The organism is Williamsia sp. Y721 (genome assembly GCF_059683565.1).
Window position 1 is genome coordinate 633,964 of the sequence record NZ_JCASNH010000004.1, and the last position, 12,607, is coordinate 646,570.

At 65.7% G+C, this 12,607-nt stretch carries 10 protein-coding genes; 7 read left to right on the forward strand and 3 right to left on the reverse strand.

Features of this window, described 5'->3' with window-relative positions; all coding sequences use genetic code 11:
• Nucleotides 1-48: 48 nt before the first annotated feature.
• On the forward strand, nucleotides 49-1,851 hold the full coding sequence (locus tag AC56PL_RS22465) for a GMC family oxidoreductase N-terminal domain-containing protein (protein WP_495517905.1): 1,803 nt from the start codon (nucleotides 49-51) through the stop codon (nucleotides 1,849-1,851).
• 51 nt (nucleotides 1,852-1,902) lie between these two features.
• Nucleotides 1,903-3,495: a glutamine-hydrolyzing GMP synthase gene (guaA, locus tag AC56PL_RS22470; RefSeq protein WP_497155181.1), complete on the forward strand. Its 1,593-nt coding sequence runs from the start codon at nucleotides 1,903-1,905 to the stop codon at nucleotides 3,493-3,495.
• 52 nt (nucleotides 3,496-3,547) lie between these two features.
• On the opposite strand, the gene AC56PL_RS22475 is transcribed toward guaA, so the two are convergent.
• Entirely contained in the window at nucleotides 3,548-3,766 is a 219-nt protein-coding gene (locus AC56PL_RS22475; protein WP_495517903.1) for a hypothetical protein, read from the reverse strand.
• Entirely contained in the window at nucleotides 3,759-5,108 is a 1,350-nt protein-coding gene (locus AC56PL_RS22480; RefSeq protein ID WP_495517902.1) for a PspC domain-containing protein, read from the reverse strand. Before AC56PL_RS22480 ends, AC56PL_RS22475 begins: the two co-directional genes overlap by 8 nt.
• A 123-nt stretch (nucleotides 5,109-5,231) precedes the next feature.
• Here AC56PL_RS22480 and AC56PL_RS22485 point away from each other — a divergent pair, with 123 nt between their 5' ends.
• Both AC56PL_RS22485 and AC56PL_RS22490 read left to right on the forward strand, forming a co-directional pair.
• Nucleotides 5,232-6,476: an ATP-binding protein gene (locus tag AC56PL_RS22485; RefSeq protein WP_497155182.1), complete on the forward strand. Its 1,245-nt coding sequence runs from the start codon at nucleotides 5,232-5,234 to the stop codon at nucleotides 6,474-6,476.
• Nucleotides 6,473-7,144, forward strand: coding sequence for a response regulator (locus AC56PL_RS22490; protein WP_495517900.1), 672 nt, complete (start codon nucleotides 6,473-6,475; stop codon nucleotides 7,142-7,144). The genes AC56PL_RS22485 and AC56PL_RS22490 overlap by 4 nt, the downstream gene beginning before the upstream one ends.
• 33 nt (nucleotides 7,145-7,177) lie before the next feature.
• Here AC56PL_RS22490 and AC56PL_RS22495 read toward each other — a convergent pair whose 3' ends face one another.
• Complete coding sequence (locus AC56PL_RS22495; RefSeq protein ID WP_497155183.1) at nucleotides 7,178-8,410, reverse strand: serine/threonine-protein kinase; 1,233 nt, start codon at nucleotides 8,408-8,410, stop codon at nucleotides 7,178-7,180.
• A 238-nt stretch (nucleotides 8,411-8,648) separates the two neighbouring features.
• Here AC56PL_RS22495 and imuA' point away from each other — a divergent pair, with 238 nt between their 5' ends.
• The 3 genes from imuA' to AC56PL_RS22510 all read left to right on the forward strand — a co-directional run bounded on the left by imuA' (nucleotide 8,649) and on the right by AC56PL_RS22510 (nucleotide 12,602).
• A complete protein-coding gene (gene imuA', locus AC56PL_RS22500) occupies nucleotides 8,649-9,503 on the forward strand; it encodes a DnaE2-dependent mutagenesis accessory factor ImuA' (protein WP_497155184.1) in 855 nt (284 codons plus the stop codon).
• Complete coding sequence (locus tag AC56PL_RS22505) at nucleotides 9,504-11,084, forward strand: DNA polymerase Y family protein (protein WP_497155185.1); 1,581 nt, start codon at nucleotides 9,504-9,506, stop codon at nucleotides 11,082-11,084.
• Between the two features lie 147 nt (nucleotides 11,085-11,231).
• Nucleotides 11,232-12,602 (forward strand): LLM class flavin-dependent oxidoreductase, encoded by a 1,371-nt coding sequence (locus tag AC56PL_RS22510; protein WP_497155186.1) that lies wholly within the window; start codon nucleotides 11,232-11,234, stop codon nucleotides 12,600-12,602.
• The last annotated feature ends 5 nt before the right edge of the window (nucleotides 12,603-12,607 follow it).

Here is a 12,607-nt window from a genome sequence, read left to right on the forward strand (position 1 = left end):
AAGGTCGAGTCGCCGCGACAGCGCTATGTGACAAGGTACGATGTCACGATGTCTGTATCGCGCGGTAACGGTAACTCGCAGCCCGAGAAGCCTGACGCCCGCCGCGACCACGATTTTGATGTGCTCATCATCGGATCGGGGTTCGGCGGGAGCGTCAGTGCGTTGCGGTTGGTCGAAAAGGGCTACAAGGTCGGTGTTGTCGAGGCCGGACGTCGGTTTTCCGACGAGCAGTTCGCCAAGACGAGTTGGCGGCTGCACAAATGGTTGTGGGCTCCCAAGCTCGGGATGTTCGGGATACAGCGGATCCACCTGCTCAAAGACGTGATGATCCTGGCTGGCGCCGGTGTGGGCGGCGGGTCGTTGAACTACGCGAACACCCTCTACAAACCGCCGTCACCGTTCTTCGCCGATCCGCAGTGGGCGCACATCACCGACTGGGAGAGTGAACTCTCGCCCTATTACGAGCAGGCCCGCCGCATGCTCGGTGTGGTGACCACTCCGATCGAGACCCATGCCGACCGGGTGATGCGTAAGGTCGCCGAGGATATGGGTGTGGCCGATACGTTCGGCCCCACGCCCGTCGGGGTGTTCTTCGGTGAAAAGTCCGGGGGCACAGGACGTCCCGGTGAAGACGTGGCAGATCCCTACTTCGGTGGTGTCGGTCCGGACCGCACGGTGTGCACCGAATGTGGCGCCTGTATGACCGGATGCCGGGTGGGTGCGAAGAACACCTTGCTCAAGAATTATCTGGGTCTGGCCGAATCCCGCGGGGCGAAGATCATCGACCGCACCACGGTGACCGGACTTTCGCAGCGGTCGGATGGTGGCTGGGATGTGCAGACCGGCCGGTCGGCCGCATGGGGCCGGTTGGGCGCGCGCCGCCGGACGCTGACCGCAGGTCAGGTCATCGTTGCCGCCGGCACGTTCAACACGCAGAAGATCATGCACCTGAGCAAGAACAGCGGTGCGTTGCCGGACGTGTCGGATGCGCTCGGACTGCTGACCCGGACCAACTCCGAATCGATCCTGGGTGCGATGCGTCGCACATACGATCCGGCACAGGACTTCTCCGAGGGCATCGCGATCACCTCGTCCTTCCATCCGGCGCCGGACACGCATATCGAACCGGTGCGGTATGGCAAGGGTTCCAACGCGATTGCGCTGTTGCAGACCATGCTGACCGACGGCGAACCGGGTCGTTCGCGGCGCCTCAAACTGCTCGACAAGGTGCGTGAGGAGGGGCTGGGCAGTCTGATCCAGTTGTTCAAGCTGCGGCACTGGAGTCAGCGCACGGTCATCCTGCTGGTGATGCAGAACCGGAACAACTCGTTGACCACATTTGTGCAGAAGTTCGGACCGTGGCGCTTCGTCAACAGCAAGCAGGGCCACGGAGAACCCAACCCGACGTGGATCCCGGCGGGTAACGAGGCGACGGAACGGGCGGCGGCGCAGTTCGAGGGCGGCCTGGCAGGCGGAACCTGGGGTGATGTGTTCAACATGCCGCTGACCGCCCACTATCTGGGTGGATGTGTCATCTCGGACACTCCCGAGAACGGTGTTGTCGATCCGTATCACCGGGTCTGGAACTATCCGACGCTGCACATCACCGACGGTGCGGCCATCTCGGCGAACCTGGGTGTGAACCCGTCGTTGTCGATCTGCGCGCAGGCCGAACGGGCTGTCGCGTTGTGGCCGAACAAGGGTGAGGTGGACTTCCGGCCCGAGCAGGGTCAGCCCTATGTCCGGATTGTGCCGACCCAGCCCAACTCGCCGGTGGTGCCAGAAGGAGCGCCCGGTGCGCTGCGGCTTCCGCTGACCGTTGTGACGAAGCCCATGCAGGCAGGAGCCTAGGATCGTCTCCCCACGGTCGGAACACAACTGCGACGCGTTTAGACTGGTCCGGTGGCAAACAGCGTAGATACAGGTGTGCAAGCAGCGGCTCCGCGACCGGTACTGGTGGTCGATTTCGGCGCCCAGTACGCGCAGTTGATCGCTCGGCGGGTCCGTGAGGCCCGGATCTATTCAGAGGTGATCCCGCATACGGCGAGCATCGAAGAGATCAAAGCGAAAGACCCTGTTGCACTGGTTCTTTCTGGTGGTCCGGCGTCGGTGTACGCCGAAGGCGCGCCGGGGATCGATGTCGGCCTGTTCGAGCTCGGTATCCCTGTGCTCGGTATCTGCTACGGATATCAGGCGATGGCCAACGCACTGGGTGGCGTGGTCGCCAACACCGGTGGCCGTGAGTTCGGTCGCACGACGATGACCACTGCCGGCGGTGTCCTCCATGGGGGAACCCCCGATGAGCAGCCGGTCTGGATGAGTCACAACGACGCCGTGCAGGAGCCGCCGCCCGGGTTTGTGGTCACCGCATCGACGCCAGGTGCACCGGTCGCCGCCTTCGAATGTGTGGAGCGCCGGATGGCAGGCGTCCAGTACCACCCCGAGGTCATGCACACCCCGCACGGCCAGCATGTGCTCACCCGGTTCCTGTACGAGGTCGCCGGGCTGGAGCCGACATGGACCGCATCGAACATCGCCGATTCCCTGGTGGAACAGGTCCGCAAGCAGATCGGTGGCGGTCTGGCGATCTGCGGCCTCTCCGGTGGCGTCGACTCGGCTGTGGCCGCGGCATTGGTCCAGCGGGCCGTCGGTGACCGATTGACCTGTGTCTTCGTCGACCATGGGCTGCTGCGCGCCGGTGAGCGTGAACAGGTTCAGCACGACTTCGTCGCCGCCACGGGCGCCCGTCTGGTCACCGTCGATGCCGAAGAGACCTTCCTGCGCGAACTCGCCGACGTCAGCGATCCGGAGACCAAGCGCAAGATCATCGGACGCGAGTTCATCCGGTCGTTCGAGGGAGCGGTCAGCGATGTCCTCGGTGACCGTGCCGCCGAGGGCGACAAGGTCGAGTTCCTCGTACAGGGGACGCTGTACCCAGATGTCGTCGAATCCGGTGGTGGCAGCGGTACCGCGAACATCAAGAGCCATCACAACGTCGGTGGGCTCCCGGAGGACCTCGAGTTCAGTCTTGTCGAGCCGCTTCGCCTGCTGTTCAAGGACGAGGTCCGTGCGGTCGGACGCGAGCTGGGTCTTCCCGAAGAGATCGTTGCGCGCCAACCCTTCCCGGGACCGGGACTGGCCATCCGCATCGTCGGTGCCGTCAACGCCGAGCGGCTCGAATTGCTGCGCAAGGCCGATCTCATCGCCCGTGAGGAATTGACAACGGCCGGCCTGGACAACCAGATCTGGCAGTGCCCGGTCGTATTGCTCGCCGATGTCCGCAGCGTGGGTGTGCAGGGCGACGGCCGTACCTACGGTCATCCGATCGTGCTGCGCCCGGTGTCGAGTGAAGACGCGATGACCGCCGACTGGACCCGGGTTCCCTACGAGGTCCTCGAACTCATCTCGACCCGCATCACCAACGAGGTACCAGAGGTGAACCGGGTGGTTCTCGACGTGACGAGCAAGCCGCCGGGCACCATCGAGTGGGAGTGATCGCCGGACCTCGTTTCTGAGGTCTGGCCACCGAGCGGTTGTCCGGCTGCGGTCACTCCGCCGGTTCGGTGTCCTTGTTGTCGTGTTGTCCGTTCTTGTCCGGCTGTCCGCCACTGAAGATCAGTGCGAATCCGACCAGGACGGCGACGGCAAGCGTGCTCCACAGTGCGATACCCGAATTGGTGATGTCCGGGCCGCCGAGAAGCCCCCAGATCGCCACCAGGAGAGCTCCGATACCGCTCAGGGCGAGTGTTGGAGAGAACTTATCCACGGGTGACCTCCACGTTTCCGAGTGATGCGCTCAGGTCGAGGGTCAGGACGGGGCCTTCCGTGCCGTCTTTTCCACCGTCCAGGCCGTCGGGGCACTTGACCTCGCCGATCGCGACGTCGCAGTCGGCGCGGATGTTCATGTCGTGAGGAGCGATGACCGTGAGCTCTCCGGCACCGACCTCGGCCGTCACTGTCTTGTCCCCGGTGAGTTCGATGTTCGTCAGATCGAGGGTTCCGTTGCCCATGGACAGGGAGTAATTGTCCTGCAGGTCTGCGGTGGTCAGCGGCTTCCACTCGCGGTCACCGACCCCGCCGGACGGGAATCCGATGCCATTGATCAACGATGCGACCACAACGAAGCCGGCGACCGGGATCGCAACGGTGATCAGTCCGAATCCGCGTCGGCGGAATGCGCCGATCAGCATTCCGGCGGCCAGCACCAGCAACCCCACCGAAGCGACCTTGGCCGGGCTGAGCCAGTCAACGGAACTGGAGATGCCTGCGGTCACTGCGGTCGCGATGATCGCTATGCCGAGCACGATCGGGGTGTATCGCGAGGGCGACTTCTTCTCGTGCACCGGCGGCGCGGGTTCGGGGAGATCCCAGGCAAAAGGCGCAACGCCCAACGGATCCCACGCCGGCGGAGACGGCAATGGGGCATCGGCGACGACCGCATCGTCGTTCACCGGGTCGGTGCTGCCTTCCGAGGGGGCCGGTGGCTCGTCTTTGAGCCAGGCCCGCGGGGTCCAGCGCTGGAACTGGTCCGCCGGGTCGGTGACGCTGCCGGAACCGACACCGCTGTGCCACCACGAGCCGGTGGCAGCGGCAGGTTGACCATCGGGTTGCGCACTGCCGGACCCCCGCCCGAGGGTGTCGACGCTGGTGCCCGGCTCAGGCACCGGAGTCCGCTGATAGAGGAGCCACCAGCCGAGCAACATGAGTGCCGTACCGGCCAGGCCGCCTCCGCTCCAGGCGAGGTTGGGTTGCAGGACAAGGACAACGATCACCAGGACGACGATCGCGGCGACGGTGGGTGGATGCGATGACGAGTGCCCGAAACCATGCCACCGGCGCCCGTGTTGCTGGGCGGTCGGCGGTGTGGTCGACGAACCCTCGGGCAATACGATCCACGCGACGATGTAGAGCACCAGCCCGGACCCGCCGAACAGGGCTGCAACGATGAACGCGACCTTCACCAGGGTCGGATCGACCTTGTAGCGGGCACCGATGCCTGCGCACACACCGCCGATCGTGGAGCCATCGGTGGCCCGGGCGGGCCGGGTCTGCCACATCTTCCGAATTTGCTGCTGCAAGTCGTCGGTACTCGGCGTGGTGGTACTCATGGTTCTATTCTGCGGAGGCCGAGGTCCACGCACCATCGGGATTCACCCTGATTTGCACCCTGTCTTCACATCTGGGGAATGTCCCCGATGTGGCGGATGGCCATGGCATGTCAGTATCGACTGATGTCCACTGTTGTCCCACGTGTCCGCCGCCGTGATGGGGGCCGTGTCATCGGTGGAGTTGCCGGAGGCGTGGCCGATCATCTCGGTGTCGACGCATTTCGGGTACGGGTCGTGTTCGTGGTGCTCAGTGCGTTGGCAGGTGCCGGGATCTGCGCATACGGCCTGCTCTGGTTCATGTGCCCGCCGGGTACCGACACCGTGCCACCCACGAAGGCCGAACGCAGACAAGGGATCGGGCTCGCGATCATCGGTGTTGTGGCGGTGGTGTTGGTCGGGTTCGTCGCCTCCGGCACCCCGGCACAGTTCCTGATCCCGCTGGTGGTGGTTGCCGTCGGCGCATCACTGGTCTGGCGCGAACTCGACTCGAGCTGGCGACCACGGTCGGCGTCGGCGCGGGCACTGACGTGGACCCGGATCGCCGGTGGCGCAACGCTGGTGGTGATCGGACTGGTGGTGGTCGTGCTGGCCAGCAACAACATGATCGGCGGCTGGAGCACCATCCTGCTGGCGGTCGCGGCCACGGTCATGGGCGTGTTGCTGTTGACCATCCCGCTGTGGTTGCGGATGGCGCGCATGCTCGGGATGGAACGTGCAGCTCGGATCCGCAACATCGAACGCGAGGAAATCGCAGCGCACCTACATGATTCGGTGTTGCAGACGCTGGCATTGATCCAGAAGCGTTCGGCCCACGCCGACGAGGTGCAGCGGCTGGCCCGGAGCCAGGAGAGGGAGCTGCGCAGCTATCTCTTCGGAGAGGTTGACAGACATGGTGATTCGCTGACCGCAGCCATCAAGTCCGTTGTCGCCGAGGTGGAGGACCACTACGGGGTGGAGGTCGAGGTGGTTACTGTCGGCGACGTCACCGCAGATGATCCGGAATGGAGTACCGACACGCGCCGGTGGGCCGCGCTGATCGCGGCCACCCGGGAGGCTGTGGTGAACGCCGCCAAGCATTCCGGGCAACGATCGGTTGATGTGTACGCGGAGGTAGACGCCGGGCAGATCGTGGTCTACGTCCGCGATCGTGGTGTGGGCTTCGATCCCGACGAGGTGCCCGAAGATCGTCGCGGAGTGTCGGGTTCGATCAAGGGCCGTGTGATCCGGCACGGCGGTAGCGTTGACATCAAGTCGGTGCCGGGCAAAGGCGTCGACGTTCGGATGGCGATGCCGCGTGCTGAGCGCGGCGGTGAGCCGCAGGTGGACAACGGTGGGCAGACGCCGGGGGATGGAGACCAGGAGCGATGACCGGGCGTAGCGGACCGTACCGCGTGTTCTTGGTGGACGATCACGGTGTCTTTCGCTCCGGTGTCCGGGCCGAACTCGCGTCCGAGGCGGATGTTCAGGTGGTCGGTGAGGCGGGATCCGTGCCGGACGCGATTTCCGGGATCCTGCAGTCGGCGCCAGATGTGGTGCTGCTCGACGTCCACATGCCGGCGGGCGGTGGGATCGCGGTGCTCCGGGGTGTCGCCGACGCTGCCCCGCAAAATCCGCCGGTGTTCTTGGCGCTCAGCGTTTCCGACGCCGCCGAAGACGTGATCGCCACCATCCGCGCGGGTGCCCGCGGGTATGTCACCAAGACCATCGACGGCGCCGAGCTGGCCGAGTCGGTGCGACGGGTCGCCGATGGTGATGCGGTGTTCAGTCCGCGTCTTGCCGGGTTCGTGCTCGATTCGTTCACCGGTCGTTCGCCGGTACCGGAACCGCAACTCGATCCCGAGCTCGATTCGCTGACACCACGTGAGATGGAGGTGCTGCGGCTGTTGGCCCGCGGTTTCACCTATCGCGAGATCGCCGAGGACCTGGTGATCTCGATCAAGACCGTGGAAACGCATGCCTCGAACGTGCTGCGCAAAACCCAGCAGTCCAATCGCAACGCGCTCACCCGTTGGGCCGTGAACCGGCACATCCACTGACGTCAGCACACCAGGGCTTGGGGCTCGAGGGCTTCAGCGCACCAGGGCGATGATGGTGATCGCGATGGCGGCCAGCAGTACGAACACCAGGAACACGGCAGCAGCGAGTCCGAGGTGGCGCTGCGGTGGTTGTGGATTCTGCGGTTGCGCAGCAGCCCAGGACACCGGATAGGCCGAGCCGGAGATCTGGGTGGCCTGCGACGGATCGGCACCGGCCGGTGGCGGTGTCCGCTCGGATGTGGGTTGAGGGTTCGGTCGCGGCGGGGTGTTGGTCTGTGGAGCGGGGCCCGGAACACCGGTGGCAGCCGGAAGGCCTGATTCGGTGGTGGTGGGTATCCGCCGGGTGGGGACGCGATGTGGGGTTGCCGGTTTGCGCTCGAGCGGTGTGGTGAGGATCAGTGCGGTGTTGCTGTTGTCGCCGGCTGCGATCTGGGCGAGGCGGTCTCGGATCTGGGCCATGGTCGGGCGCCGCGCCGGGCTGGGTTCGAGCATCGCCAGCAGAGCGCCTTCGAGGGCGCCGGATCGTTTCGGCGGGATGATCTCGCCACGGGCGACGCGGTGTAGCAGCACGAGCGAATTCTCATCGACGCCAAAGGGTGGTTGGCCTTCGACGGACGTATAGAGGGTGGACCCCAGGGAGTAGACGTCGGAGGCCTCGCTGGGATCCTCGCCCCTGGCGACCTCGGGGGCGAAGTACGCAGGCGTTCCGGTGACGACCCCGGTCTGGGTCAGTGCGGCGTCGTCCTTCGACCGGGAGATCCCGAAGTCGGTGAGCTTGACCAGGCCGGCGTTGCGTCCTTCGGCGATCAGGATGTTGCCGGGCTTGATGTCGCGGTGCAGGATGCCCGCGGCGTGCGCCTCGACCATGGCGTCGGCGATCTGGGCGCCGATCTGTGCCACCTGGTCGACCGGCAGGGTGCCGGACTGGTGCAGGATCTCGGCCACGCTGCGTGAGGGGAGGTATTCCATGACCAGCCACGGCTCACCGGAGTCGACGGCGACGTCGTGCATGGCGATGGCGTTGCGGTGGCTCAGACGGGCGGCGATCCGGCCTTCCCGCATCGCCCGCTGCCGCATCTCGGCTGCCGAATCCTCGGTCATCCCGGCGACCGAGAGCACCTGCTTGACGGCGACCTGGCGGTCGAGGAGGGTGTCGTGCGCCAGCCAGACCGCGCCCATCCCGCCGCCACCGATCCTCGAACGCAGGCGGTATCGCCCGGCGACGAGGTAGTCGGGACCGGGAACGCGATAAGAGGGGGCGCTCACGGCATTGACCTTAGTGGACACCGGGGCGCGTGCGGTTGCTGTATCGCTGTGTGGCGACTCGCCCCGGCATTTCGGGGCCGACTCGCCGTCCGTGTTGACGCTTGTCGGAGGGCTGACCTACGCTCGTAGATATCGAAAACATGTTCGATTGTTCATGTTGGTTCTGACGGTGGCCCACCTTCCCTGTGCCGCTTCCTCGCCTTCGGGTGAGGAGTGATGTGGAGGTGTGATGCGGGCAATGGAAACGGCACCGGCAATGGTGACGGACATGGCAACGGACGCGGTGCCGAGTAGGGCGCAGAAGCTGGAGATGTTGCGGCAGACCCTGGCTGCTGCCACCACTCGGTCACGACCGGAATCCGTTGTGCCGCAGCGTCAGATGGCCGCCGTGCGGACCGTCGATGAAAAGTATTCTGAGCGGGATCGGTTGCCGGTGCCGCCGGCGTTCGAACGGGTGTTGCCGCCATCTGGGCTGGCTCGGGGCACGGTGTTGGTGCTGGAAGGAGCGCGATCACCGTTGCTGTCGTTGATAGCCCAGGTGAGTGCTGACGGGGGCCACGTGGCGGTGATCGGGCAGCCGCAGTTGGGATTGTTGGCGGCGGTGGAGATGGGTGCGGACCTGTCCCGCATCGCCGTCATCCCCGACCCGGGTCCCGACCCGGTGGAGATCGCGGCGGTGCTGCTGGACGGGCTTGATCTGGTGGTCGTCGGGCTCGGTGGGATCAATGTGCCCCCCTCCCGTAGCCGGGTGGTGATGGCTCGGGCGCGCAGTAAAGGTGCGGTCTTGGTGGTCACCGACGGTCAGTGGTCGGGGGCGCATGTGAAAGTGCAGTCCCGGGTGTGTGACTACCGGCATCAACCGTCGGGGTTCGGGCAGTCCGCGCTCCGGCGCGGGCACGGTCGGCTCGGTGGGGTGTCGCTGATGGTGCGTTCGCGGGGCCGAGGGTTCGCCGGTGCCACCACCAGGCTGGACGTGATGCACCGCGACAACCGTGTTCAGTTGGTGGATTCGCACACCGATATCGACGGTGTGTCGGATGGTGCAGTGGCACAGGATGTTTTCGAATCCGGACCACTCAAGGTGGCGCTGTAGATGAGTGGGCGGAGCTTTGGTGTCTGGTGCCCGGATTGGCCGGCGGTGGCTGCGGCGGCGGAGGTCGACATCTCGCCGGAGCGACCGGTCGCGGTGTTGCAGTCGGGGCGGGTTGTGGCCTGTTCGGCCTCGGCGCGCGGCGCCGGGGTGCGACGGGAGATGCGCAAGCGTGATGCGCAGGCCCGTTGTCCGCAGTTGATGATCGCCGATGCGGATACCGGACGTGATGCGCGCCTGTTCGAGCCGGTGGTTGCGGCGGTTGCCGAGTTGATCCCGGTGGTCGAGGTGTTGCGGCCGGGATTGATGGTGTTGCCTGCCCGTGGGGTGGCCCGCTATTTCGGGAGTGAGGAGATCGCCGCCGAGAAGCTGACGGATGTGGTGTCGGCCTGCGGTGTCGAGTCGCAGGTCGGGGTGGCCGATGAACTGTTCACCGCGATCATCGCCGCCCGGCGTGGGCTGGTGATTCCACCCGGGCAGGGCGCCGAGTTCCTGGCGCCGCTGCGTATCTCGGAGCTGGCTGTGGAGCCGAGTATGTGCGCCGATGATCGGGTTGCCCTTGTTGATCTGTTGTGGCGGATGGGTTTACGCACCATCGGTGACTTTGCGGCATTGTCGGCGACCGACGTGGCAACCCGGTTCGCTGCCGATGCGATCTACGCCCACCGCACCGCGCGGGCCCTACCCCAACGTCCTGCCTCAGGGCAGGCGCCACCGCCGGACCTGGTCGTCGAGCACCAGTGCGATCCGCCGATCGACCGGGTGGATGCGGCCGCCTTCGTCGGGCGCAGGCTCTCTGCCCAGCTCCACGATCTGTTGGCGGCGGCGTCGGTGGCCTGTACCCGGCTGACCGTCCAGGCGGTCACCGACAGTGGTCGGGAGTATTCGCGTACCTGGCGGTGTGCGCAGCCGCTGACACCGGATGCCACGGCCGACCGGATCCGCTGGCAGGTGGAGGGATGGCTCTCCGGGCGCAGTGCCGCCGACCGTCCGGACGGTCCGGTGGTGCTGATCCGGTTGGATCCGGTGGAGGTGATCGGCGCGGGGGCAATGCAATTGGGATTCACCGGTGGTGGTCTGACCGGAGGCGATGGCGAGGTGGCCGAGCGGGTGCGCCGGGCGCTGGTCCGGGTGCAGGGTCTGCTCGGTGGTGAACGGGTCAAGGTTCCGGTGCGCAGTGGTGGTCGGGGACCGGGGCAGCAGATCACGCTGGTGCCGCTGGGTGATGAATTGGTGGCGGCATCGGATCCGTCGGCGCCGTGGCCGGGCCGACTGCCGGGGCCCTCTCCGGCGATCCTGCCGATGGCCCCGGTCCGGGTGCTGGACGCAGAAGATCAACCTGTCGAGGTCACGGCCCGCGGCAGTTTCAGTGCCGAACCGGCCAGCCTGTGCTGGGGTCGCCGGACCTGGTCGCTGAGTTGGTGGGCCGGGCCGTGGGCGGTCGACGAACGGTGGTGGTCCGCTGCCGACGACGGATCGCATGTCGGGTCGTATGCGAGAGCTCAAGTGTTACTGGAAGATTCGCGAGCGTTGCTGCTGCTCTATCAGCAGGGCAAGTGGGTGGTCGAGGGGGTCTATGAATAGGAGACGATACGCGGGGCCGCCGGTGCGGTGCGGTGTTTGGTTCACCCTGAAGACAATGCTTGGAGGATCGGCCGGCGGGCACTGTCATGGGATGACACACCCGAGACTGTCACGGGATGACACATCCGAGATTGAGGACCCCACACCATGAGCCGTGAGTTGCACCTGGGCGGATTTCTGATCGCCTCACCCGTCACCCACTCGCACGCCGCGTGGCGGCATCCCGGATCCACCACCGAGTTCTTCTCGCCCGAGCACTACCACCGGGTCGGACGGATCCTCGAGCGCGGCAAGTTCGACTTCGCATTCTTTGCAGATCTGTTGGCGGCGCCCCTACGTTTCGGTGATGACCAGTCCGAACCGTTACGGCGTGGCACGCAGGCCGCCGCCGCCCTCGATCCGTCGGTGGTGGCGGCCAGTATCGCGGCCGTGACCACGCACCTGGGTATTGCGATCACCAAGTCCACCACGTACTTCCACCCTTACGAATTGGCCCGTGTCTTCGGCTCGCTCGATCACATCTCACGCGGCCGGGTGGCCTGGAACATCGTCACCTCCCTGACCCAGGCCGAGGCGTTCAACTTCGGACTCGACGAGCATCTCGGCCATGACGAGCGGTACCTCCGGGCCGAGGAGTTCGTTCAGGCCGCCATCAAGTTGTGGTCGGCCTGGGACGAGGACGCGGTGATCGCCGACAAGGCGGCCGGCGTGTGGGCTGATCCAGACAAGGTTCGCACGGTTGATCACAACGGTGAGTACTACCGGACCCGTGGCCCGCTGAACCAGCCGCGATCACCGCAGCACCGGCCCGTGTTGATCCAGGCCGGATCGTCCTCCACCGGTAAGGATTTCGCGGCGCGCTGGGCGGAGGCCATCTTTGAGATCGACCCAACACCCGAGGGTCGCCGTGCCTACTACGACGACGTCAAGTCCCGGGTGGTGAATGTGGGTCGCAACCCCGATCACGTCAAGATCCTGCCCTCGTTCATCCCGTTCATCGGTGAGACCGAGTCCATCGCCCGCGAAAAGCAGGCGTTCCACAACGAATTGGCCGATCCCATCTCAGGTTTGATCACGTTGTCGGTCCACACCGACCACGACTTCTCCCAATACGACCTCGATGCACCGCTCGAAGACATCACGGTCACCGGAACCCAGGGATTGTTCGATGTGGCCCGCAGGCTCAGTCAGCGGGACAAGTTGACGTTGCGCGACATCGGAAAGCTGTACGCACAGGGCGTGCTGTTGCCTCAGTTCGTCGGCACGGCCTCCGACGTGGCCGATCAGATCGAAGCGGGTTTCACCGGTGGGGAAGCGGACGGCTACATCGTGTCGACCGCCCAGACCCCGGGCACTTTCAACGACTTCGTCGACTACGTGGTCCCGGAACTGCAGCGGCGCGGTCTGTTCCGCACCGAGTACACCGGTGACACCCTGCGCGATCATCTGGGCCTGGGCCACCCGAACGACAATCTGCCCCTCGATATTCGTGACCAGGGACTCGCCGCGATCAGCTGACCGAA

Bases quoted from the DNA above. Each gene is read 5' to 3' on its own strand.
- AC56PL_RS22465 (WP_495517905.1), top strand. From the start codon at position 49: ATGTCTGTATCGCGCGGTAACGGTAACTCGCAGCCCGAGAAGCCTGAC.
- AC56PL_RS22480 (WP_495517902.1), bottom strand. From the start codon at position 5,108: ATGAGTACCACCACGCCGAGTACCGACGACTTGCAGCAGCAAATTCGG.
- AC56PL_RS22485 (WP_497155182.1), top strand. From the start codon at position 5,232: ATGTCCACTGTTGTCCCACGTGTCCGCCGCCGTGATGGGGGCCGTGTC.
- AC56PL_RS22490 (WP_495517900.1), top strand. From the start codon at position 6,473: ATGACCGGGCGTAGCGGACCGTACCGCGTGTTCTTGGTGGACGATCAC.
- imuA' (WP_497155184.1), top strand. From the start codon at position 8,649: ATGGAAACGGCACCGGCAATGGTGACGGACATGGCAACGGACGCGGTG.
- AC56PL_RS22505 (WP_497155185.1), top strand. From the start codon at position 9,504: ATGAGTGGGCGGAGCTTTGGTGTCTGGTGCCCGGATTGGCCGGCGGTG.
- AC56PL_RS22510 (WP_497155186.1), top strand. From the start codon at position 11,232: ATGAGCCGTGAGTTGCACCTGGGCGGATTTCTGATCGCCTCACCCGTC.